General features: G+C 74.8%; 13 protein-coding genes and 1 tRNA gene. 11 read left to right on the plus strand and 3 right to left on the minus strand.

What is annotated here, in order from left to right:
* The first annotated feature begins 113 nt into the window (after positions 1-113).
* From tmk to ACIPSJ_RS19815, 8 genes are all read left to right on the plus strand, one after another.
* Positions 114-3428, plus strand: a complete 3315-nt coding sequence (tmk, locus tag ACIPSJ_RS19780; protein ID WP_401347278.1) for a dTMP kinase — start codon at positions 114-116, stop codon at positions 3426-3428.
* Positions 3429-3678: 250 nt separating this feature from the next.
* Positions 3679-4884, plus strand: a complete 1206-nt coding sequence (locus ACIPSJ_RS19785; protein WP_401347281.1) for a DNA polymerase III subunit delta' — start codon at positions 3679-3681, stop codon at positions 4882-4884.
* A gap of 88 nt (positions 4885-4972) precedes the next feature.
* The gene (locus ACIPSJ_RS19790) at positions 4973-6613 is read left to right on the plus strand and encodes an alpha/beta hydrolase (protein ID WP_401347284.1); all 1641 of its coding nucleotides are present in this window, start codon (positions 4973-4975) and stop codon (positions 6611-6613) included.
* Positions 6614-6719: 106 nt separating this feature from the next.
* Positions 6720-6796, plus strand: a tRNA-Thr gene (locus ACIPSJ_RS19795).
* 496 nt (positions 6797-7292) lie between these two features.
* Complete coding sequence (locus ACIPSJ_RS19800; RefSeq protein ID WP_401347286.1) at positions 7293-7934, plus strand: hypothetical protein; 642 nt, start codon at positions 7293-7295, stop codon at positions 7932-7934.
* A complete protein-coding gene (locus tag ACIPSJ_RS19805) occupies positions 7931-10165 on the plus strand; it encodes a bifunctional serine/threonine-protein kinase/ABC transporter substrate-binding protein (RefSeq protein WP_401347289.1) in 2235 nt (744 codons plus the stop codon). Before ACIPSJ_RS19800 ends, ACIPSJ_RS19805 begins: the two co-directional genes overlap by 4 nt.
* Positions 10166-10233: 68 nt before the next feature.
* Complete coding sequence (locus tag ACIPSJ_RS19810) at positions 10234-12351, plus strand: ABC transporter substrate-binding protein (protein WP_401347291.1); 2118 nt, start codon at positions 10234-10236, stop codon at positions 12349-12351.
* Positions 12352-12641: 290 nt separating this feature from the next.
* The gene (locus ACIPSJ_RS19815) at positions 12642-15371 is read left to right on the plus strand and encodes an AAA family ATPase (protein ID WP_401347293.1); all 2730 of its coding nucleotides are present in this window, start codon (positions 12642-12644) and stop codon (positions 15369-15371) included.
* Here ACIPSJ_RS19815 and ACIPSJ_RS19820 read toward each other — a convergent pair.
* A complete protein-coding gene (locus tag ACIPSJ_RS19820) occupies positions 15355-15771 on the minus strand; it encodes a hypothetical protein (protein ID WP_359206094.1) in 417 nt (138 codons plus the stop codon). The two genes, ACIPSJ_RS19815 and ACIPSJ_RS19820, sit on opposite strands and share 17 nt — an antisense overlap.
* Positions 15772-16065: 294 nt before the next feature.
* On the opposite strand from ACIPSJ_RS19820, the gene ACIPSJ_RS19825 reads away from it, so the two are divergent.
* The gene (locus tag ACIPSJ_RS19825; RefSeq protein ID WP_355727048.1) at positions 16066-16959 is read left to right on the plus strand and encodes a glycosyltransferase; all 894 of its coding nucleotides are present in this window, start codon (positions 16066-16068) and stop codon (positions 16957-16959) included.
* A gap of 400 nt (positions 16960-17359) precedes the next feature.
* Positions 17360-20503, plus strand: a complete 3144-nt coding sequence (locus ACIPSJ_RS19830) for a BTAD domain-containing putative transcriptional regulator (RefSeq protein ID WP_401347296.1) — start codon at positions 17360-17362, stop codon at positions 20501-20503.
* Between the two features lie 45 nt (positions 20504-20548).
* On the opposite strand, the gene ACIPSJ_RS19835 is transcribed toward ACIPSJ_RS19830, so the two are convergent.
* The gene (locus ACIPSJ_RS19835) at positions 20549-22237 is read right to left on the minus strand and encodes a bifunctional 3'-5' exonuclease/DNA polymerase (protein ID WP_355727051.1); all 1689 of its coding nucleotides are present in this window, start codon (positions 22235-22237) and stop codon (positions 20549-20551) included.
* 67 nt (positions 22238-22304) lie between these two features.
* Positions 22305-23093 (minus strand): Clp protease N-terminal domain-containing protein, encoded by a 789-nt coding sequence (locus ACIPSJ_RS19840; RefSeq protein WP_359206089.1) that lies wholly within the window; start codon positions 23091-23093, stop codon positions 22305-22307.
* 135 nt (positions 23094-23228) lie between these two features.
* Between ACIPSJ_RS19840 and ACIPSJ_RS19845 the strand changes: the two genes are divergently transcribed.
* Positions 23229-24389, plus strand: a complete 1161-nt coding sequence (locus ACIPSJ_RS19845) for a DUF2786 domain-containing protein (RefSeq protein WP_401347299.1) — start codon at positions 23229-23231, stop codon at positions 24387-24389.
* Positions 24390-24425: the final 36 nt, after the last annotated feature.

The raw sequence follows: 24425 nt of genomic DNA on the forward strand, positions 1-24425 counted from the left end.
GGTCCTCACATCGGCTTCGCATTGCGCACGCCCCGGCATCAACTTGGTGTCGGGGTGTGTGTACCTGTGGACGCTCGCGCCGGGCTGTCGGCGGCTGCCGATAGGCTGAAAGCATGACGCGAGCCGAGCAGCCAACGGCCCCCCGGACAGAACCCGACGACGCGCTGGTAGCGGATTCCCGCGAGCGCGCCGTCCGCGCGTTGCTGCGCCGACCCGAACTGAGGCGCTTGTGGAGCGCCCAGCTGGTGAGCGGTGTCGGCGACGCACTGGCGCTTCTCGTGCTGGTCGTGCTCACGCTCCAGGCGGCCGTCGCCCAGGGCTCCTTCGGCGGCGGCTACCGGGGCCTGGCGTTCGCGGTGGCGATCGTCTTCGGGGTGCGCATTCTGGCCACCCTGCTCTTCGGCGCGGTCCTGCTGGGCCCGCTGACCGCGCTCACCGCGCAGGACGGACCCCTCGACCGCCGCTGGACCATGGTCGGCGCCGACGGCCTGCGCGCCCTCCTGCTGCTCGTCGCGCCCCTGTGGATCGACTGGACCCCGCAGAACGCCCCGGCGATCCTCCTGGCGACGGCCTTCGTCGTCGGAATCGCCGAGCGCCTGTGGACGGTCTGCCGGGAGAGCGCGGCCCCCGCACTGCTGCCCGCCCCGCCCCCGGAGGGCGCGACGGTACGACCGCTGCCCGACCACCTGGACGCGCTGCGCCGCCTCTCGCTGCGGACGACGTTCCTGGCGATCCCGCTCGCGGCCGCCGCGCTGGTCGCCGCGTCGCTGGTCAACAACCTGCTGGGCACCGGCCTCGCGTGGTTCGCCCAGCACCAGGCGGCCCTGGCCGCGTACGTGGCGGCGGGCCTGTTCGCCGGATCCCTCTCGGTGCTGGTCTACCTGGAGGTGCCCGGCACCCGCACCCCGCGCGCGCGGTCGCCGCTGGAGGGTCTGCGCCGCCCCAGGACCGGCTCCGGCACCGACATGGGCCGCACCGGCGTCATTCCGCTGCTGGTGCTGGCCTGCGCCGCCGTCGCCGGGGCGGTCTCCGCCGCCGTCGCCGTCTCCGTGCTGCACGCGCGGGACCTGGGCGGCGGCCCGGTCCTGTACGGCCTGCTGGTACTCGCCCTGACCGGCGGAGTCGCCGTCGGCATCCGGACGGCGCCCGCGCTGCTGCCGACGCTCTCGCGCCGCCGGCTGCTGTCGCTGGCCATCGCCTTCACCGGCATCGCGCTGCTGGCCGCCGGTCTGGTCCCGGACGTCACCACCGTGCTGCTGATCGTCACGCTGGCCGGCATCGGCGCGGGCGTGGCGGCCAACACCGGGCACACCCTGCTCGACCAGGAGACCGAGGACTTCCGCCGGGCGCGCACCACCGAGCACCTGCACGCGGTGGTCCGGGTCGCCATAGCGCTCGGCGCGCTCGTCGCCCCCCTGGTCGCCGCGCTGATCGGCCCGCACCGGCTGGAGAACGGCAAGTTCGTGTTCGCGCACGGCGGCGCCGCGTTCACGCTGATGCTGGTCGGCGCGCTGCTGCTGCCGGTGGCCGTGCTGGTGCTGGCCAAGCTCGACGACCGCGCGGGCGTACCGCTCCGCCACGACCTGCGGGACGCGCTGCTCGGCGGCGACGACCCCGCCCAGGCCCCCGCGGGCAACGGTTTCTTCATCGCCCTGGAGGGCGGCGACGGCGCCGGCAAGTCCACCCAGGCCGAGGCCCTCGCCGAGTGGATCCGCGCCAAGGGCCACGAGGTCGTGCTCACCCGTGAGCCGGGCGCCACCCCGGTCGGCAAGCGGCTGCGCTCGATCCTCCTGGACGTCTCGTCCGCCGGTCTGTCGCACCGCGCGGAGGCGCTGCTGTACGCCGCCGACCGCGCGGAGCACGTCGACACCGTCGTACGGCCCGCCCTGGAGCGCGGCGCGATCGTCATCTCCGACCGCTACATCGACTCCTCCGTCGCCTACCAGGGCGCCGGCCGCGACCTGTCCCCGACCGAGGTCGCCCGCATCAACCGCTGGGCCACCGACGGGCTGGTCCCGCATCTGACCGTCCTGCTGGACGTGGTGCCGGAGACCGCCCGGGAGCGGTTCACCGAGGCCCCCGACCGCCTGGAGTCCGAGCCCGCCGAGTTCCACGCGCGCGTACGGGCCGGATTCCTGACGCTGGCCGCCGCCGACCCCGGCCGCTACCTGGTGGTGGACGCGGGCCAGGAGCCCGAGGCGGTGACCACGGTCATCCGGGCCCGCCTCGACACCGTGCTGCCGCTGTCCGAGGCCGAGGTCAAGGCCGCCGAGGAGGCCCGCAAGAAGGCCGAGGAGGAGGCCCGCCGCAAGGCCGAGGAAGAGGCCGCGCGCAAGGCCGAGGAGGAGCGCCTGGAGCGGGAGCGCCAGGAACAGCTCGCCAAGCTGCGCGCCGAGGAGGAGGAGCGCAAGCGCCGCGAGCTGGAGGAGGCGCAGCGCCGCGAGGCCGAACGGCAGGCGGAGGAGGCCCGGCAGCGGGCCGAGGAGGCGCGCCGGAGGGCCGAGGAGGAGCAGGCCCGGCTGCTCGCCGAGGAGAAGGCCCGCGCGGAGGCCGAGGCCCGCCGCAAGGCCGAGGAGGAGCAGCGCCGCAAGCGTGCCGAGGAGGAGGCGCGGCTGCGCGCCGAGGCCGAGGAACGGCGCCTGGAGAAGCAGCGCAAGGCCGAGGAGGCGCTGCTCAAGGCCGAGCAGGCACGGCGTGCCGCCTCCGAGGCGGCGGCCGCGGCCGACACGGCCGCCCGGGAGTCGGCCGCACCGCAGCCGACGGCGCCCGGTGTCACCCCGGAGGCCACGACCATGCCGACGCCCGTGGTGCGGCCCGGCGACGGGCCTCCCGCGGCACCCACGCGCGCGACCGACGAGACCACGGTGCTGCGTCCGGTACGCGACGAGCGTGCCCCCGCCACCCGGCAGTCCGAGCCGGAGTCCGAGTCCGAGGTGACGGCGCAGCTGCCGCAGCCGCAGCCGCCGGTGCCGTCGGCGGGGGCGGCCGACGAGACCGCGGTGCTGCCCGCGGTGGGCGCGGCCGACGAGACGGCCGTACTGCCGCCGGTGCGGTCCGGTGCCGCCGACGAGACCGCCGTACTGCCTCCCGTGCGCGACGACGCGACCCCGCCCACCGGCACCACTCCGGCGGACCGGATGCCGACGGGCTTCTTCCGGGACGAGCGGGACGAGCGGGACGGGCGCGACGGGCGGGATGAGTCGGACGGGCGGGACGGGGGGAACCCCGACGGCTCCGAGGGCCGCACCCGCGAGCTGCCGCAGGTCGAGGCCGAGGGCCCGGCCCCGCGCCGGCGCCCGCGCCCCGACTGGGCCGAGGAGACCCCGCTGGACGACCTGCCGTCGCTGGCGGACGAGCTGCTGGGCACGTACGACGAGCAGGAGCACGACGACGGGCGGGGCCGCCGGGGTCGCGGTCGGCGCGGCTGAGGTTTCCGCACGGAGCGTGGGGGCGGTGCGGGCCGGGGTTCCGGCCGGTGCCGCCCCCACGCCGTTGTGACGGGCGTGGACCGCGTCGTCAGTGGGGGCCGCACAGCTGTCGGTGGAGCCCGCTGTCAGTGGGGGCCCGCACAATGGAAGCCGGATCGGAACCGGCTCAGGATCGGAACCGGATCCTGATCGGGACCTTGGACATCGGACGTTCGGGCATCGACCTTGGACGGAAGGGTGGCGTGACCCCATGACCGTGTGGGACGACCTCGTCGGGCAGGAGCGGGTGAGCGAGGCGCTCGTCGCCGCCGCCCGGGACGCCGACGCCCTGGTCACCGCCGCCGCGGCCGGCCAGCCGCCGCCGGAGTCGTCGAAGATGACCCATGCCTGGCTGTTCACCGGCCCGCCCGGCGCCGGCCGCAACCAGACGGCGCGGGCCTTCGCCGCCGCCCTCCAGTGCGTCAGCCCCGACCGTGCCCTCGGCGGGGCCCCCGGCTGCGGCTTCTGCGACGGCTGCCACACGGCACTGATCGGCACCCACGCGGATGTCACGACCGTCGCCGCCGTCGGCGCCGAGATCCTGGTCAAGGACATGCGCGACACGGTCCGCAAGTCGTACACGTCTCCCGCGAACGGCCGCTGGCAGATCATCCTCGTCGAGGACGCCGAGCGGCTGAACGAGAAGTCGGCCAACGCCGTCCTCAAGGCCGTCGAGGAGCCCGCACCCCGCACGGTCTGGCTGCTCTGCGCCCCCTCGCTGGAGGACGTGCTGCCCACGATCCGCTCCCGCTGCCGCCACCTGAACCTGAGCACGCCCTCGGTCGCGGCGGTCGCCGACATGCTCGTCCGGCGGGAGGGCATCGAGCCCCAGGTGGCCGAGGCGGCCGCCCGCGCCACCCAGGGGCACGTCGACCGGGCCCGCCGGCTGGCCACCGACCCGGCCGCCCGCGAGCGCCGGGCGGCGGTGCTCAAGCTGCCGCTGCGCCTTGACGAGGTCGGGGCCTGCCTGAAAGCGGCCCAGGAACTGGTGGACGCGGCGGCGGAGGACGCCAAGCAGCTCGCCGAGGAGATGGACGGCAAGGAGACCGAGGAGCTGAAGGCGGCGCTCGGCGCGGTCCAGGGCGGGCGGCTGCCGCGGGGCACGGCGGGCGTGATGAAGGACCTGGAGGACATGCAGAAGCGCCGCCGGACCAGGACCCAGCGGGACAGCCTCGACGTCGCCCTCACCGACCTGACCGGCTTCTACCGCGATGTCCTGGCCCTCCAGCTGGGCTCCAGGGTCGCGATCGCCAACGGCGATGCCGAGGACGCCCTGGAACGGCTGGCCCGGGCCGGCTCGCCCGAGTCCACACTGCGCCGCATCGAGGCCATCGCCGCCTGCCGGGACGCCCTCGACCGCAATGTGGCGCCGCTGCTGGCGGTGGAGGCGATGACGATGGCGCTCAGAGCGGGCTGAGGTCCGACTCCGGTTGACGGGGTCACCCGTACGAGCCACAGACCTCACGCACGGCTCGTAGATCATCTCTCAGCGTTACGCTCGATTGATGCACATCAGGCGAATCCCCCGCCAGACCCGGAATCGGACCCAGGCCCGGAATCGGCCCCAGACCCCCACCCGGCGCCGGACCCGCACCCGGACCATGGCGGCCGCCCTGCTCTCGGCCGCCGCCCTGCTCGGCTCGGCGTGCTCCTCCTCCGACGGCACGCCCGCGTCGACCTCCGCCGGGGTCGCCCAGCTGGCCGCGCTGCCCCGCTCGACGCCGTCCACGCTGGCCCCGTACTACGACCAGAGGCTCACCTGGCGCAGCTGCGGTGTCCCCGGCTTCCAGTGCGCGACGATGAAGGCGCCGCTGGACTACGCGAAGCCGGGCGCGGGTGACGTCCGGCTCGCGGTCGCCCGGAAGCAGGCCACCGGCAAGGCGAAGCCGCTCGGTTCGCTGCTGGTCAACCCGGGCGGCCCGGGCGGCTCCGCGGTGGACTACCTCCAGCAGTACGCCGGCATCGGCTACCCCGCCGAGGTGCGGGCACGCTACGACATGGTCGCGGTGGACCCGCGCGGGGTCGCCCGCAGCGAGCCCGTCGAGTGCCTGGACGGACCGCAGATGGACACGTTCACCGAGACCGACATGACCCCCGACGACCAGCGGGAGACGGACCAGCTGGTCGCCCAGTACAAGAAGTTCGCGGAGGCCTGCGGGGCGCACTCGGCGCGGCTGCTGCGCAACGTCTCCACCGTCGACTCGGCGCGGGACATGGACATCCTGAGGGCGGTGCTCGGCGATCCGAAGCTGAACTACGTGGGGGCGTCGTACGGCACGTTCCTCGGCGCGACCTACGCGGGCCTGTTCCCGGACCGGGTCGGACGTATGGTCCTCGACGGCGCGATGGACCCCTCTCTCACCGCGCGCGAGCTGAACCTGCAGCAGACGGCGGGGTTCGAGACGGCGTTCCAGTCCTTCGCCGAGGACTGCGCGAAGCGCACCGACTGCCCGCTCGGCGACAAGGGCAGCACCCCGACGCAGATCGCCGACAACCTCAGCACCTTCTTCAAGAAGCTCGACGCGCACCCCCTCCCGACCGGCGACCCGGACGGCCGCAAGCTCACCGAGTCGCTCGGCACGACCGGCGTGATCGCGGCGATGTACGACCAGGCGGAGTGGGAGCGGCTGCGCGACGCGCTGCACGCGGCGACGAAGGAGAACGACGGCGCGGGCCTGCTCGCCCTCTCCGACAGCTACTACGAACGCGACCCCGACGGCCGCTACTCCAACCTGATGTTCGCCAACGCCGCCGTGAACTGCCTGGACCTGCCGCCCGCCTTCAACGGCCCCGCGCAGGTGGAGAAGGCCCTGCCCGAGTTCGAGAAGGCGTCCCCGGTGTTCGGCCCCAACCTGGCGTGGGCCTCGCTCAACTGCACGTACTGGCCGGTGCGGGCGACGGGGACGCCGCATCGCATCGAGGCGAAGGGTGCCGCCCCGATCGTCGTGGTCGGCACCACCCGCGACCCGGCGACCCCCTACCGCTGGGCCCAGTCCCTCGCCGGCCAGCTCTCCTCGGCCCGCCTCCTCACCTACGTCGGCGACGGCCACACCGCGTACGGCCGGGGCAGCGCCTGCATCGACTCGGCGATCGACACCTACCTCCTCAAAGGCACCCCTCCGACGGACGGAAAGCGCTGCTCATAGCCCTGCGGCCCGCCCCGGAGCCACCGCTCCGGGGCGTGTACGGAGCACCCCGGGAAACTGTGTAGACTTACCGACGTCGCTGATCGCACCATAGTGCGGGCGACGCGCCGCCTTAGCTCAGATGGCCAGAGCAACGCACTCGTAATGCGTAGGTCTCGGGTTCGAATCCCGAAGGCGGCTCCATCAAGACCCAGGTCACGGCGTTAGTGACCTGGGTCTTTTGTTGTGTTCCCGGAGGTTCTCAGTCGCGACCGGGGTGTTCGGGTTGTCGTGTTCGTGTCACGGGGTGGGCTCGGGGTCGCAACGGGGGAAACCGGGGGAGCCCGCGAGGTCGTCCGGAGCCTTAACTGGCTATTTCCTTAAGGGTAGTTGGCGTTGTGCGGAGTTGCGCCACACTGCCTGCAGGCGACGGGGGCAGGGAGGGGTGTGAGGCATGGCAGGGTGGAGACGCAGGCCCGTCTTAGGCGTGGCGGCGGGGGCGCTGCTGCTGGCGGGCTGTACGAGCGGGTCGGGGGACGACACCGGGGCGAGTCCTCGTAAAGGCTCAGCAAGCCCTGGAAGTCCTACGGGTTCCGCAAGTCCCAGTCCCCGTCCCAGTGCTTCGGCGGCGGCCTCCAGCGAGCCGTACACGCTCGCCGAGGACCGGGCGCCGAAGACGCGGGCCGAAGCGGTCGCGTTCGTGCGGGGGCTGGCGGTGCGGCCGGACTACTTCGGTGCGGGGTATCGCAGGCGGGAGCCGTACGAGAGCGATCCGGCGCAGTGGGCCGTGCTGGGCGAGGACTGTCTGTGGCGGCGCCAGGCGCTGCCGGACACCGCGCTGGCCAGCCTCACGCGGGCGTTCGAGCTGCCGGAGCAGGGCGGCAAGGGGCCGGTGTACGTGTCGTTGACCGTCACCGTGCACGAGAACACCGTGGCGGCGCGGCGCGACATGGCGGGGGCGTTGGAATCGGCGCTGCGCTGTCCGGAGCAGCGGCTGAACGCCACGGACGTGGTCAGTGGTCTGTACTCCCGGGTCGACGCGGCCGCCGACGGGCGCAACCCGGTCACCGAGGACGACCTGACGGAGTCCGGGGAGTGGATCGCCGACGGCGCGAGCAAGGCGTACCCCTTCGACTGGTACAAGTTCCGGCTCGGCCCGGTGACCGTGGCCGCGACGGCGCGGCACGGCGCGGGCCGCAGCGAGCAGGAGGAGGACACCGTCACCGGCGAGGTCTTTCAGGGGGTGAGCCTGGTCGCCACCGACATCGACCGCTGGGGTGAGCGGGGCGGCGACGCGGGCGGCACGGACGAACCCACCGCCACGAAGGGGGCGGACCGGTGAGCGAACCGTTGCGGTCCTCCGACCCGTCCCGCATCGCGGGGTTCCGGCTGCTGCGGCGGCTCGGCGCGGGCGGCATGGGCGTCGTCTACCTCGGGCGGACCGACGCGGGCGCCCTCGCCGCGGTCAAGGTGATCCGGGGCGAGAGCGCCGGTGAGGACGACTTCCGGGCACGGTTCGCGCGGGAGGCGGAGCTGGCGCGGCGGGTGGACAACCCATGGGTGGTGCCCGTCCTGGACGCCGACGCCGAGGCGCGCGAGCCCTGGCTGGCCACCGCGTTCGTCCCCGGCCCCGACCTGTCCGAGGCGGTGGCGGCGTACGGTCCGCTGCCGGTGCGCGCCGTCGGCGTGCTCGGCGGGCTGCTGGCCGGCGCGCTGGACGCGGTGCACACGGCCGGGCTGGTCCACCGGGACGTCAAGCCGGGCAACGTCCTGCTCGTGCCGGACGGCCCCCGCCTGATCGACTTCGGCATCGCACGCGCGGCGGACGACACGGCGCTCACCGCGTCCGGGCTGGTCGTCGGCACGCCCGGCTTCCTCGCCCCCGAACAGGCCGAGGGCCGGCCCGCGACACCCGCGAGCGATGTCTTCGCCCTCGGCTGCGTGCTGGCGTACGCGGCCACCGGAACCCCGCCCTTCGGCACCGGGGCACCGGACGCCCTGCTGTACCGCACCGTCCACGACGAGCCCGGACTCGGCGGAGTGGACGGCGAGTTGCGGACCCTGGTGGAGCGCTGCCTGGCCAAGGACCCCGACGCCCGGCCCACGGCCGAGGAGATACGGCGGCTGCTCGCCCCGGACGTTCCGGACGGCTCCGGCGACTGGCTCCCCGACTCCGTCGCCCGGATGGTCGCCGCGCGCGCCGCCGAGAGCCTCGCCCTGCCCGACATCGAGCCCACGGCCGTGGACGGGCCCGACCCACGGGACCCCGGGGACACGCGGGATGCGGGGGACCCGCGGGACCCGTCGGACGCCCCCGTCCGCCACCCCGGCCGCCGGCGCCTGCTGCTGGCCGGCGGTGCGCTGCTTCTCGCGGGCGCGGGGACGGGCGCGGCGGTGTGGGCGACGGGGGACGACGACAGGAAGCCGTCCGCCGCCGCGCGTCCCGTGTACGTCCTCGGTGTGCACACGGCGGCCGACGCGGCCCACACCGCCGTCAGCCGGGCCTGTGAACGCGCGGCCCGGCTGGCCGTCGCCCAGCACAACGCCACACCGAAGCGCGCCTACGACCTGAAGGTGCGGGTCCGCTCCGACCAGGGGGACGCGTCCTCCGCCCGCAAGGTGGCGCTCGCGTTCACCACCGACCGCGACGTCGTCGCCGTACTGGGACCGGTTGCCGAGATCCCGATGCAGTCGGCGGCGGCCGTCTACGGCGAGGCGGGGCTGACCCATGTGTCCAGCACCACCGGCCTGCAGGACTACTTCGTGACCTCGCCGAAGACCTCGTTCCAGACCGGCGCCCCGCATCTCGCGCTCGGCACCTGGATCGCGTACCACGCCCTGGCGACCGGGCAGGTGGGTCTGGCCGGCGTCGTCATCGACCGGGCCGGCGGCTCGATCGTGCAGGACCAGGGCACCCCCCTGGTCAGTGGCTGGCGCAAGATCGGTGGCGAGGTCATCCCCCGCGTCGTGGCGGAGGGGACCGACGACGGCCCGCGGGCGGTCCGCGACCTGCTCGCCGCCGGTGTCCAGGACGTCGTCTACCTGGGCCTGCTGGACGCCACCGTCCGCGCGGCCGGGGAACTGGCCGCGGCAGGCTTCACCGGTCCGCGCTGGATGCAGCACCAGCTCTACGGCTCGGACTTCCCGCGCCGCGCGGGAGCCGCGGGCGAGGGCTGGTACGTGGTCACCTCGGCCGTGGACCCCGCCGTACTGACGACGCAGCGGGCCAAGGACTTCACCGCGGCCTGGCGCAAGCGCTACCGCACCACCCCGGAGCCGTACGCCACCGAGGCCTACGACAGTGTGCGGATGCTGCTCACCGAGTTCGCCCGCACGGTCCCGGCCGGGGCCCGCCGCAGGCCGGTCCGGTCCGAGCTGGCCGAGCGGCTGGGGAAGCCGAAGTACAAGTACCAGGGCATCGCCAGGACATACGCCTTCGGCGATTATCACCACTACGACAACTCCGGGAACGGCTGGGCGGCCCAGACCTTCGTCCACCAGGTCCACGACGGGAGCTTCCGCCAACTGGGCTCACTCGCCGACCTGTACAGCGCGTCGAAGGCACAGAGCTGACGAAGGTGCGGAGCTGACGAGGGCCGACGGCGGGCGGGACCGACGGCCGGGGAACGGAGGCGGCTGACGTGGAGCGGCTTCTGCCCGCCGATCCCTCGGTGATCGGCGGGTACCGGCTCGCGGGGCGGCTCGGGGCCGGCGGCATGGGCGTCGTCTACCTGGCGCGCTCGCCGCACGGCGCCTGGTGCGCGCTGAAGGTGATCCGTGCCGAGTACGCCGACGACCCCGGTTTCCGGGCCCGGTTCCGCCGGGAGGCCGAGCTCGCCGCGCGCCTCACGGGCCGATGGACGGTACCGGTCCTCGGGGCGGACGCCGAGGCGCGGGAGCCGTGGCTGGCCACGGCCTATGTGCCCGGCCCGTCCCTGGCCGAGGCCGTCGCGCTGCACGGGCCCTGGCCGGAGGCGCAGGTGCGCGGCCTGGGCTCCGCGCTGGCCGAGGCGCTGGACGGGGTGCACACCGCCGGGCTGGTCCACCGGGACGTCAAGCCCGCGAACATGCTGTTGGCCGTGGACGGGCCGCGCCTGATCGACTTCGGGATCGCGCGGGCCGTCGGCGCGACCGCGCTCACCACGGACGGCTCCGTCGTCGGCTCGCCCGGCTACCTTTCGCCCGAGCAGGCCCGCGGGCGCACCGTGGGCCCGTCCAGCGACGTCTTCTCGCTCGGCTGCGTCCTCGCGCGTACGGCCACCGGCCGGCCCCCGTTCGGCACCGGCGGTGCCGCGGCCGTGCTGTACCGGACCGTGCACAAGGAGCCCGACCTCGACGGCTTGCCCGAGGGCCTCGACGGGATCGTACGGCGGTGTCTGGCGAAGCAGCCGGAGTCGCGTCCCGGGCCGCGGGAACTCGTGGATGTCTTCGGTGAGTTCGCCCCGGAGCGCTGGCTGCCAGAGGGGCTGCCCGCCCTGGTCGCCGCCCGGGCCGCCCGCGTCCTCGACCTGCCCGTGCCCGAACCGACCATGCTCTCCGGGCCCGCCCCCGCGGACCCGGCCGACGCCCCGCCCTCGCCCACCCGGCGCCGGCTGCTCGTCGCGGGAGCCGCGCTCGGGGTCTCCGCGGCGGGCGGGGCGGGCGCGTGGTGGCGGTGGGGCCGCGGCACCGCGCCCCCGAGCGACGGCTCCACCCGGCGGACCCGCCAGGTGATCGCGCTGCTCGGCAGCCCGGACGACGCCTTCCACCAGAACCAGGTGCGCGGCGCCCGGCTCGCCGTCGAGCAGCACAACAAGGACGCCGGGCGCACCGTCGACCTCGTGCTGCGCACCGCCGACGACCGGGGCACCGCGGCGGGCGCAGCCGCGGCCGCGGCCCGGCTGGCCGCCGACCCGGCGGTGTCCGTGGTGATCGCCACCGGCGGCAACACGACCGCGCCCGCGACCCTGCCGCCGTGCACGGAGGCCCGGCTGACCGTGCTGATCACCCGCGCCGACACCGAGGAACTCAACAGCGTCAACACCACCACCGGGCTCGTGCTGCGCATCACCCGGACCACCGGCCCGCCCGCGGTGCTGCGCTATCTGAACCGGGCCGTCCGACCCGCCCGTACGGTGATCGTGAACGACCTGGCCACCGCGACGGCGAGCCTGTCCGCGGTCCGCATCACCACCACCTACGGCAAGCTCGACAGCAAGACCGTGGTGGAGGACGTGGCCGCGGACGCGGACTTCACCGCCGTCGCCCGCCGTATCGCCGTCCGTCCCGAGGACGCCGTCCTCTTCGCCGGGGTGCGGCCCGATCGTGCCGCCGCCTGTGCCCGCGCGCTGCGGGACGCGGGCCACCGGGGCGTCCGGGTCGCGGGTGAGCACGTCCTCGCCGCGCCCTTTCTCGCCGTCGGCGAGGACTGGCGGGTCGGCGCGGGCTACACCGACGCCGGCGCCGACCCCCGTACCAGGGCGTTCGCCGCCGCGTTCCGGGCCCGCCACGGACAGCCGCCGGGCCCCTGGGCGGCCGAGGCGTACGACGCCGTCCGGTTCGCCGCCCAGGGGCTCACCGCCCTCGGCGACGACGAGCGGTCCACCCTGCGCGCGGTACTCCTGCGCCACCCCTGGCAGGGCATCACCCGCCGCGTCGGCTTCGACTCCGTCGGACAGTTCTTCCAGGTCCAGGAGGACACCGGCGAGTTCCTGTACCGCGTGACCGACGGAACGGCACGCTTCGTGACGCGCTCCGACGACATCGACGCGAAGACGTGAGGGGGAGGGGGAGGGGAGGAGAGGAGGGGAAGGGACGGGAGGGGGAGCAGGGCGTGAGGCGCGGTCGGTGACGGCGGGGTGTGGTGCGGCGGCGGGGGTGTGGCCCGGTGGCGACGGTGTGGCCCGGCGGCGAGGGCCCGGGGTTGGGTGGGCCGGGTGCGGTGCCGCGGGGCGGGGGAGTCGTCTGCTTCTGATGCGATTCGCCGGATATGTTCACAGGCTCCGTCGCCGGTCCTAGAGTGAGGCTGCCACGCGGCGCAGGGTCCGGGGACGGATGGGGGGCGGGCGTCATGGCCGAACGCTTCGGCGTGGGCTGCGGGTTCGTGGGGCGGGAGGCCGAACGGGAGCTGCTGGGGCGGTTGTACGAGGAGGCGGGGGCGGGGCGGCCCCGGGTGGTGGTGGTCGAGGGGCCGGCCGGGATCGGGAAGACCGCGCTGGTACGGCGGTTTCTCGCCGAGTCGGGGGCGGAGCGCGTGGTCGGCGGGAGCGGTGCGGAGAGCGAGAGCGGGTTGCCGTACGGCGGGGTGGCACAGCTGCTGGGGAAGGGGCGGAGGTATCCCGATCCGCTGGCCGCCGGGTCCTGTCTGCTGGAGGCGGTCGGTGAGCTGCAGGGCGGCCGGGGGGCCGTCGTGCTGTTCGTCGACGACCTGCACTGGGTGGACGGGCCGTCCCTGCACGCGCTGGCCTTCGTGCTGCGGCGGCTGCGGGCCGACCAGGTGCTGGCCGTGCTGACCGTGCGGGACAGCGAACGGCCGCGATTACCGGAGAGCCTGCGGAGGGTGCTCGACCAGGACTCCACCGTGCGGGTGCGGCTCGGCGGGCTCACGGTGGCCGAACTGGCCGAACTCGGCGCCCGGATGGGACGGGGGACCGGCCTGCCGGGGCGGGCGGCGGTCCGGCTGCACGCCCACACCGGGGGCAATCCGCTGCACTGCCGGGCCCTGCTGGAACGGCTGTCCGAGGAGGTGATCGGCGCGGACGACACACCGCTGCCGGTACCGGAGCCGTACGCCGCGCTCGTACTGCACCGGCTCGCGCGCTGTACCGGGCCGGCCCGGGACCTCGTCGTGGCGGCCGCCGTGCTCGGCACGCCCTGCGCGCTGGAGGCGGCGGCCCGGCTGGCCGGCCTCGCCGAGCTGCTGGAGCCTCTCGAAGAGGCCCTGAAGGAAGGCCTGCTGACCGAAGGCCGGGACGGCTGTACGACGAAGGTCGACTTTCCGCATCCGCTGTCCCGAGCCGCCGTCTACCACGCGCTGGGGCCCGCCCGGCGGACCGAACTGCACGCGCGGGCCGCCGAGTTGGCGGAAGGGGAGTTCGCCCGGCTGCGGCACCGGGTCCGTGCGGCACACGGACCGGACGACCGGCTCGCCGCCCTGCTCGCGGACTGCGCGGGGCGGCGCGCCCGGGAGGGGCGGTGGGCGGACGCCGCGACCCTGCTGCAGGACGCCTCGCACCTGGCGCGGCCGGACACCGAGCGGGTGCGGCTGGCCGTGGAGGCGATCGAGGCGCTCCTGCTGGACGGCCGGGTGGACGAGGCGAGTTGCCTGCTCGACGAACTGCCGCGCGACACCACGCCGGTGGCGGCCGTGCGGTACGCGCAGGGCTGCCTCGCCGCGACCCGGGGGCACAACACCCGGGCAACCGTGCTCTTCGAGGAGACCTGGCGGCTGAACGCGGAGCGCCGGGACCCCGCGCTCGCCTCCCGCACCGCCGCCCGGCTGGCCGCGATGGCGCTGCTGCGCGGGCACGGCGAGGCGGCCCGGCGGTGGGCGGAGACCGCGTCCCGGCAGTCGGGCACCGCCCCCGCCGCCCGCATGCTGCGCTACACCCACCTCCTCGCCCTCGGCATGAGCGGCCGCGACGGCGAGGGACTGGCCCGCACGGACGGCCTTCCGGACCCGGCCCTGGTGCCGCCGGGCGATGTCGACCTGCTGCTGGGGCGGGGCGTGCTGCACCTGTGGCGGGACCGGATCGCCCTGGCGCACGACGAGTTCGAGGCGGCGGCGGAGGTGCTGCGGCAGGGGCCGGTACCGCTGCGGGCGTTCGCGCTGTGCCTGGTCGGGGAGGCCGAGCTGCGGCTGGGACGGTGGGACGAGGCGGTCACCCATCTGGAGTACGCGGCCTCGATCGCCGCCGACGGCCATCAGATCTGGCTGACGTCGTTCCCGCACTCCGCGGCGGCCTTCGTACTCGCCGCCCGGGGCGAGTTCGACCGGGCCGCGGGGCACGCGGACAGCGCGGCCGCCGTCCCGGACCGTACCGATCCCACCGACGCGGCCCACTGCTATGCGGCGCGGGCCCGGGCCGCCGTGGCGACGGTACGCGGCCGGCCCGCCGAGGTCGTCGCCGCGTTACGGCCGCTGCTCGCCTGCGACCGCGACCACTCGGTGAACCAGCCGGGCGTGCTCGCCTGGCGCGACCTGCTGGCGGACGCGCTCGTCGCCGAGGGCCGCCCGGAGGAGGCCGAGGCCGTGCTGGAGCCGTACGAGAACGCGGCGTTCGAGCGCCGGCGGTACTCCGACCTGGCGGCGGCCGGCCGGGTGCGCGGCAATCTGCACGCCGCCCGGCACGAGGCGAAGGCCGCCGAGGAGGCGTACGAGACGGCCGTCGAGCACGCCGTGCGGGTGGGGCTGCCCTTCCACCGGGCCCGCGCGGAGAGCGACTTCGGCGCCTGGCTGCGCCGGGCCGGACGGCGTGCTGCCGCCCGGGAGCACCTGGCCGCGGCCCGGGCGGTGCTGGTGGAGCTGGGTGCCGTGCCCTTCGTGAAGGCCTGCGACCGGGAGCTCGTCGCCTGCGGGGTCCGCCCCGGCGGCGAGGGCGAGGTGCGGACGCCGGACGGCCTCACCCCCCAGGAGCACGCCGTGGCTCAGCTCGCGGCGACCGGGCTGACCAACCGCCGGATCGCGCGCGAGCTGATCCTGAGCGTCAAGACCGTCGAGTACCACCTCAGCCACGCCTACGCGAAGCTGGGCATCCGTTCTCGCGTCGGTCTTGTCGCCCACTTCAGGGCTGGATCATGAACAGGGGGCTCTCGGCGAGGGTGGCGCCGGGGTGCTGGTGGCCGTAGACCACGGAGCCGTACGCCTGGACCAGGTGGCCCTTGCGCTTGGCCAGTTCGGTCCCGGTGATCACGAACTTGAACGAGGCCGCGAGGTCGGACCAGGTCGCGTCGGCGAAACGGCCCGCCACCTTGTTGGGCGTGGCCACCCCGGGCACGGTCGCGGGGATGAGAGTGCCGTCGCTGAGGTCCCTGACGACGAGGGTCACGAGGTAGTCCCCGTGCCCGTCGAACAGGATGAGGCCCGCCTCCGCCTCCAGCACGACCAGGGCGTCGTTGCCGGGAGTCAGCGTGACGTCGGCGATCTTGCCCTTCTCCTCGCGGCTGAAGATGCGGACGATCTGCGCGTCGTTCGGTCCCATGAGGTGGTGTCCCTCCCGTTGGCGGCCGGCGGTCCCGGCCGGACGTTCCGGACACTAGGGACGGCGCGCGGCCCGGACCTCAGGGAGCGCCCAGGGGAAAACCCCGGGGTACGGGCGCGCGTCAACGCGCGATCAGGTCCGGAGTTCGCCCCCCGTAAGGAAAATCGCTGTAAAAGGGCCGCAAACTAAACCGAAGTCAGGACTACGACCCCCATTGAGGCAACATCGTGGTTAACGGTGAGTGTCGCGCGGTCAGGGCGTGGCACCGCCGAAGGCCGGGATGGGGTGAGGGGCATGGCGCAGCCGAGGATCGCGGTCGCCGTGGTGACCATGGGGAACCGGCCCGACGAAGTCGACGCCCTGCTCAGGTCCGTCGCGAAGCAGGACCTCGCCCCCGCCCGGGTCGTGATCGTGGGCAACGGCTGCCGGCTGCCCGAGTTCGCCGACCGTCTCGACCTGCCCGGCGAGGTGACCACCGTCGAGGTCGAGGACAACCTCGGCTGCCCCGGCGGCCGCAATGTCGCCCTCGCCGCGCTGCGCGCGCACGGCGACGTGGACGTGGTCGTCGAACTGGACGACGACGGGGTACTCGTCGACGTCGAGGTGCTCCGCCAGGTCCGCGACCTGTTCGCCGCCGACCCGCGCCTCGGCATCGTCGGCTTCCGCATCGCGGACGAGCACGGCGAGACCCAGCAACGGCACGTGCCGCGCGTCGGCAACGCCGACCCGATGCGCGGGGGTTACGTCACCGGATTCCTCGGCGGCGGCCACGCCCTGCGCATGTCCATGCTCACAGAGACCGGCGACTGGCCGGCCGAGTTCTTCTTCGCGCACGAGGAGACCGATCTCGCCTGGCGGGCCGCCGACGCCGGCTGGAAGATCCTCTACGCGCCCGAGCTGCTCCTGCGGCACCCCCGGACCTCGCCCGCACGGCACGCCGTCTACTTCCGGGTGACCGCCCGCAACCGGGTCTGGCTGACCCGCCGTCGGCTGCCGCTGCCGCTGATCCCGGTCCATCTGGCCGTGTGGACGCTGATCACCCTGCTGCGCACCCGGTCGACGGGCGGGCTGCGCGCCTGGTTCGGCGGCTTCGTGGAGGGGATGCGCGAACCGGCCGGCGAGCGCCGGCCCATGCGCTGGCGCACGGTGTGGCGGCTCACCCGGCTCGGGCGTCCGCCGGTCATCTGAGGGACGGTTCCGGAAACGGGACGAGGGTTCCGGTCGTTCACCTCCGCCGACCGGAACCCTCTCGCGTCCCCGGATCCAGGCCTGCGGCGACACTCCCCCGAGTTACGCGACTGATGCGCGCGCCGTCGGGCCCGATCCGATGCGAAGATCACATCAAGGCTCGCCAACGGATCGCTAACATGTGGCCAGTGGTTCCCCCGGAGGCCGCCGACCGGTTGGCGTGAAGCCGCCGTACGGCTCCGGGGACAGGCCGGAAACCCAGCGGATTCCGGCTCCGACCGGCACGGCGAAGATGGCGGGAAGTCGTCCCCGACGGATGGGATCCCGCCAGGAACCAGGAATCAGGGACCGGGAATCACGGACCAGGGACCGGCGGGCATCCCCGCTGTGCGGGAAGGCGATGGGCGGAGTGATGCGGCGGTACGAGCTGCGGTTCGGACTGCTGGGACCTCCGGTGCTGTACCCCGCCGGGGGCGAGGTCCGGCCCATCGGCAGCCCCAAGGTGCGCGCGCTGCTGGCCGCGCTGCTCCTGGAGGCCGGGCGGGTGGTCTCCGTCGACTCGCTCAAGGACGCGCTGTGGGGCGGCGCGCCCCCGGTCTCCGCGCAGGCCTCGCTGCACAACCACGTCACCCGGCTGCGCCGGCTCCTCGACGACCCGGAACGGCTGCGGGCCGTCCCGCCCGGATACCTGCTGCGCGTCGACGACGGTGAGCTGGACGTCGACGTCTTCGACGCCCGGGTCACGGAGGCGCGCACGGCGCACGGGCGAAGGGAGTGGGCGCCGGTGCTGCGCGCCTGCGCCGGGGCGCTCGCGCTCTGGCGGGGTGTTCCGCTCGGCGGCCTGCCCGCCGACTTCGGCGGCCTCGCCTTCGTCCAGCGCCTGGAGGAGGCCCGGCTGTCCCTGCTGGAGTGGCGCTACGACGCGGAGCTCGCCCTCGGCGGGCCCCGACCGGGCGGTGTCGTACCGGAGTTGGCGGCGCTCGTCGCGGAGTACCCGTTCCGTGAGGCCTACCACCGCCAGCTGATGCTCGCCCTGCACCGCACGGGGCGGCAGGCCGAGGCCCTCGCGGTCCACCGCGACCTGCGCGACCGCCTGCGGGAGGAGCTGGGCATCGAGCCGGGGGCGGCGGTGCGCGAGGCCCATGTGGAGGTGCTGCGGGGGAGCGGTGCGGTGGGCGACGCGGTGGGGGACGCGATGGGGCAGGGAGTGTCGGACGAAGCGGCGGGTGCGGGTGAGTGGGGGCCGGTCGCGCAGTTCCCCGCGCCCCTACGGGGCGCTTCGACCGGGCGTCGGCCGGAAGCCGAAGTCGCCGATGTCCCCGCCGAGTCCACCCCGGCCGCAGAGCGACCCGTCGGCGCCGGTTCTACGCGCGGCGAGTCCCCCGCCCCCCGTCCCGCCCAACTCCCGCCACCGCCCGCCCACTTCACCGGCCGTACCGCCGTCCGTGAGGAGCTGGGCCGCGCGCTCACCCCGGCGGCTTCCGCCCCGGCCCCCGCCGTGGCCGTGGTCAGCGGTATGGCCGGGGTCGGCAAGAGCGCGCTCGCCCTGCAGGTCGCCCATCAGTTGCGGGAACGTTTCCCCGACGGGCAGCTCTACGTCAACCTGCACGGCGCCACCCCGGGCGTGCCCCCGCTCGCCCCCGCCCAGGCGCTGGCCGCGCTGCTGCGGGACCTCGGCGCCGACCCCCGGCACATCCCCGAACACCCGGACGCGGCCACCGCGTTGCTGCGCTCCCTGCTCGCCCCGACCCGCACCCTGCTGCTGCTCGACGACGCCGCGAGTGCCGCCCAGGTACGGCCGCTGCTCCCGGGCGGCCCCGGCTGCGCGGTGATCGTCACCAGCCGGTCGCCGCTCACCGCCCTCGACGGCGCGCGCCGGCTGCCGCTGGGGCCGCTGACCGGCGAGGACAGCGCCGCGCTGCTGCGCGCGGTCAGCGGACGGGAGGAGATCGACGCCGGTCACCCGCTCGTCGGCCTCACCGGCCGGCTTCCGCTCGCCCTGCGGGTGGTCGCCGCCCGGCTGGCCGCCCGCCGCGCCCTCACCCCCGAGACGCTGGCCGGGCAGCTGGCCGCCACCGAGGGCAGGCTGCACCACCTCGAATACGACGACCTGAGCGTCCGGCGCTCCCTGGCCGTCGCCCATGACGCCCTCGCGGTCGCCGGCCGCGCATCCGACCGCGACGCCGCCGACGCCCTGCGCCACCTCGGCGCCCTGGAACTGCCCACCTACGGCGCCCCGTTGATCGCCCGGCTCGCCGGCACCGACCCGCGTCGCGCCGAGGCCGCCCTGGACCGACTGGTCGACGTGGCCCTGCTGGAGGAGACCGCGTACGGCCGCTACGCACCGCACGACCTGGTGCGGGACTTCGCGCGGGAGTTGGCCGGGGCCGGCGGCGCCGACCGCGCCGAGGCCGCCCTGACCGCCCTGCGCTGGTTCGCCGCCGTCGCCGAACTCGCCCTCGTCGCGATCCTCGAACCCGGCCTCGACCAGGGCGACCGCCGCCGCCCCACCGCCGCCCAGCCCCCCGAACACCAGCCGTACGTCGCCACTCTGCCGCCCTTCGAGTGCGCCGAACACGCCTTCGCCTGGGGCGATCTGGAGCTGGAGAACATCGTCGCCCTGGTGGGGCGGTACGCCGACACGGCCGACCCCCGGATCAGCGCGTACCTGTCCACCCTCGTCCGGCTCCTCTTCCCCTACGTCCTGCGCGGCGGCCGGGTCGCCGAGATGGAGGTGCTCGGCACGGCGGCCCTGGCCGCCGCCCGCCGGCTCGGGGACGAGCCCGCCGAGGCCTACGCCCTGGGCGACCTCGCCGGACTGCGCTTCCTGACCGGCCGCCAGCGCGAGGCCCTCGCCCTGACCGACCGGGCGCTCGTCCTCTGGCGGCGGCTGGACGTGACGTCCTGGATCCGGCGCAGCCTGAACAACCGGGGGCTGCTGCTGGAGGGGCTCGGCCGGTACGAGGAGTCGGGGGAGGCGCTGCGGCAGAGCCTGGCGTACTCCCGGCAGCTGAACGACCCCTACGGCGAGGCCGTCACCCACAGCCACCTCGGCAACCTCTACGAGCACACCGACCCGCGCGCCGCCATCGAGCAGCACCGGCGCTCCCTGGCGATCGGGGACACGATCGGCGCCGTCATCCTTCAGCACTCGGCGCACTGCAACATCGGCTTCGCCCACCTCACCCTCGGCGAACCGGCCGCGGCCGCCACGCACTTCGAGGAGAGCCTGCGCATCCTCGGCCGGCACGGCGACTGGCACGGCGAGTCCCAGACCCGGCTCGGCCTGGTCCGCGCGCTGCGCGGCCTCGGCCGCACCGACCGCGCCCACCACGAGTGCACCGAGCTGCTGCACCGGGCGGACGCCCGCGCCGACCGCTACAGCGGCGGTCTCGCCCGCCACCAGCTCGGTCTGCTCCTGCGCGAACAGGGGCGCACGGGCGAGGCGTACGAGGTCTGGCGCGCGGCCCTGGCCGCCCTGGACGGCACGGACGAGCCGGACGTCCTCGCGGAACTGCGCGAACTGCTGGCACCCGATGACTGATCACCCGGTGACCGATCACCCGGTGACCGATCACCCGGTGACCGGTCACTTCGCGTCGGCATAGCACTCCACCACCGCCGTCGTGAACGGGAATCTGACCGGTGTCTCGCCGAACGTCAGCCGTCCGGCCAGGTCGGCCGCCTCCCGGATCGCCGCCACGACCCTCTCGGTCTCCTCCTCGGGACAGTGCACGATCACCTCGTCGTGCTGGAAGAAGACCAGTTCCGCCGCCAGGTCCGCGCAGGTCCGGCGCAGCGCGGCGAGCATCAGCAGGGCCCAGTCGGCGGCGCTGCCCTGGACGACGAAGTTGCGCGCGAAGCGGCCCCGGGCACGGGAGTTGGTGGAGGCGTACCCCGGCACCCAGCCGTCGGCGGTCTGCTCCTCCGCCTCCTCCTGGGGCATGCCCGCCTCCTCCGCGCCGTCGCCCGCACCGGCCGCCGGCGGGCAGGTCCGGCCCAGCCAGGTGCGCACCAGCCGGCCCTCCTCGCCCTCCCGTGCCGCGTCGTCGACATAGGCCACCGCCTTGGGGAAGCGGCGTCTGAGCGCGGCCAGGTTCTTCAGTCCGTCGCCGGAGGTCTGGCCGTAGACCGCGCCGAGGACGGCGATCTTGGCCTGCTGGCGGTCGCCGGAGAAGGCGCGGTCGGAGACGGACTGGTACAGGTCGGTCTCCCGCCCGGCGACCTCCATCAGCCCGGGGTCGCGGGAGATGGCCGCCAGCACCCGGGGCTCCATCTGGTCGGCGTCGGCGACGACCAGCCGCCAGCCGGGGTCGGCGACCGCGGCCCGCCGGATCACCTTGGGGATCTGCAGCGCGCCCCCGCCGTTGGTCACCCAGCGCCCGGTGACCGTGCCGCCCGCGTGGAACTCGGGCCGGAAGCGGCCGTCCCGCACCCAGTCCTGCAGCCAGGTCCAGCCGTGCGCCACCCAGATCCGGTACAGCTTCTTGTACTCCAGGAGCGGTTTCACCGCCGGGTGGTCGACGGACGAGATCTCCCAGCGGCGGGTGGACCTCACCTTGATCCCGGCCTGGGCGAAGGCCTTGACCACATCGGCGGGCAGATCCGGGCGCACCCGCCGGCCGAAGGCGGCCGACACCTCGTCCGCCAGCTCGGCCAGCCGGCGCGGTTCGCCGCCGCCCGCGTACCGCTCGCCGAGCAGTTCGCGCAGCACCTCGCGGTGCACCTCGGCGCTCCAGGGCAGGCCCGCGCGGTTCATCTCGGCGGCGATCAGCATCCCCGCCGACTCGGCGGCGGTCAGCAGCCGCATCCGGGCGGGGTGTTCGGCCCGGTCGTGCCGGCGCTGCTGCTCGGCGTAGACCACGAGGAGTTCGTCGAGCGTGAGGCGGGCGGTGCCCTCCGGCTCGAACAGCGGGGACTGCGCGCCCGGTTCGGCCGAGCGCTGCGGCGGGTCGGGCGGTACGGGGCCGCCCCGGAGGCGGGCCAGGGCGGCGGCGGCCGAACGCGGCTCACCGGACCGTCCCTCGTGGCCCAGCAGAAGTGTCTCGGCGTCCTCGATGTCGTAGCACCGCTCCACTCGCACCCCCGTGGCGAGCAGGCGCGGGTAGACCTCGGCGGTCGACCGCCACACCCAGCGTGTGACCTCCGGGCGGCCCCTGACCGCCCCGGCGAGATCGGGCTCCCGCCGCACCGGTCCGGCGGGCAGCCCGTCCGGACCGAGGGGGGCGACATCCACGCCACCGTCCTCGGCCGGAGCGAGAGCCCACCGGTCGGTCATGCTGCGAGTGTGGCAGGCAGCACTGACAATCCCTCTGACCTGCGAATTCGATGGCCGAGGAGGTTTCTCAGCCGGCTTCGCCCCGCTCCGCGTCGCCCGTCGCCCCGGCCGCGCCCGCCGCCTCCGTCGCCGCCTTCTTCTGCTCTCCCAGCAGGGCCAGCACCTTGGCGACGTACTCCTCGGTGGCCGGTTTGGTGATGCCGAGGCCGCTGAGGACGCCCGTGCCGTTCTCGTGTTCGAGGAGGGCCAGCAGCAGGTGTTCGGTGCCGATGTAGTTGTGGCCGAGGCGCAGGGCCTCGCGGAAGGTGAGTTCGAGGGCCTTCTTGGCCTCCGGGCCGTACGGGACGAGTTCGGGGGCGTCCTCCGCGGCGGGCGGCAGCGTGGCCGTCGCCGTCTGGCGCACGGTGTCCAGCAGCACGCCCTGCGCGAGGATCGCCTTCGCCGCGATGCCCTCCGGTTCGGCGAGCAGCCCGAGCACCAGGTGCTCGGGGCGGCCCTCCGGGTTGCGCGCCGCGACGGCCTCGTTGTGGGCCGCCATGACCACGTTCCGGGCGCGCGGGGTGTAGCGGTCGAAGCCCTGGCTGGGGTCGAGGTCGGCGGACTCCTTCGGCACGAACCGCTTCTGTGCCGCCTGCCGGGTGACGCCCATGCTCTTGCCGATGTCGGTCCAGGAGGCGCCCGAGCGCCGGGCCTGGTCGACGAAGTGCCCGATGAGATGGTCGGCCACGTCGCCCAGGTGGTCGGCGGCGATCACCGCGTCCTGGAGCTGGTCGAGGGGTTCCGGGTGCACCTTCTTGATCGCCGCGATCAGATCGTCGAGGCGCACGGATGCCGTGATGTTCTGGTCGGTAGCCATGTGTCAACCCTAGGTTGACATGGCGAGGGTGTCAACCGTCGGTTGACAGTCTCGGCGGGGGCCTGCCGCCGGGGCTGTCCACAGGGTGTGGACAGCCCCCCGCGTGCCGTCGGTGCCGCATGGCACGATCGACGGGTGACCAGCAGTGAGCCCAGCACCGTCGACCGAGCCTTCCGTACCGCCCTGTACGACGACACCGACTCCGGCCTCGACACGGGCGCGTCCCTCCTCGCGGCCGACTCCGGCGCGGACGCGGAACTGGCGCGCCGGGGCCGGGACTTCGTCGCAGCGGCCTGGCGGCGCGGCTGGCAGCCCGCCGACGTCGTACGGCTGGTGCGGCGCGAGCTGGAGGACGCGCACGTCCGCCTCGCCGCCGGGCTGATCCGGGCGCAGGTGCCGGACGACCGGCCGCGCGGCCCGCGCTGGCGGGCCCAGCTCGACGTGCTGCCGGACGGCGACGCGCGCGTGGGCGACCGTTTCTCGCGGGCCACCGCCGTCCTGGAGCTGTACCGGCTGCTGCTGCGGCTGCCCGCGCTGGACCCCCTCGACGAGCCCGGTGCCGGACCGGCCGCCGGGCCCGGTACCGGGTCCCGAGCGGACACGGTCCGGCCCGGGTCCCGCATGCTCACCCGGATCCGCGCGCTGCTCGCCAAGGCCGAGGCGACCGGCTACCCGGAGGAGGCGGAGGCGCTCAGCGCGAAGGCCCAGGAGCTGATGGCCCGGCACAGCGTCGACGAGGCGCTGCTCGCCGCGGGGGCGCCCGCCCCGGACGCGCCCGGCGCCTGCCGGATCGGGGTGGAGCCGCCGTACGAGCAGGCCAAGGCGGTGCTGCTGGACGCGGTCGCCACGGCCAACCACTGCCGCGCGGTGTGGAACGAGCCGTTCTCCTTCTCCACGGTCGTCGGCTTCGCGGCGGACCTGGAGGCGGTCGAGCTGCTCTACACCTCGCTGCTGGTGCAGGCCACGCACGCGATGACGAAGGCGGAGGCCACCCAGCGGGCGGGCGGCCGCAAACGCACCAAGACCTTCCGCCAGTCCTTCCTGGCGGCCTACGCCCACCGCGTCGGCGACCGGCTGGCCGCCGCCGCGGAGTCGGCCGTGGCCGAGACCGGGACGGCCGTGGACCTGCTCCCGGTCCTGGCAAGCAGAGAGACGGCCGTGGCCGACCGTATGGAGCGGATGTTCCCGGAGACGACCACGACCCGCCTGCGCGGTGTGACCGACGAGGCGGGCTGGACGGAGGGAACGCGCGCAGCGGATCAAGCACAGGTCCGCTCCCGCTCCCAGCTTCCCTGACCGCACACGCGCCCCGTCAGGGGCGCGGGACTGTAT

This window comes from Streptomyces sp. NPDC090088 (assembly GCF_044747345.1).
GTDB lineage: Bacteria > Actinomycetota > Actinomycetes > Streptomycetales > Streptomycetaceae > Streptomyces.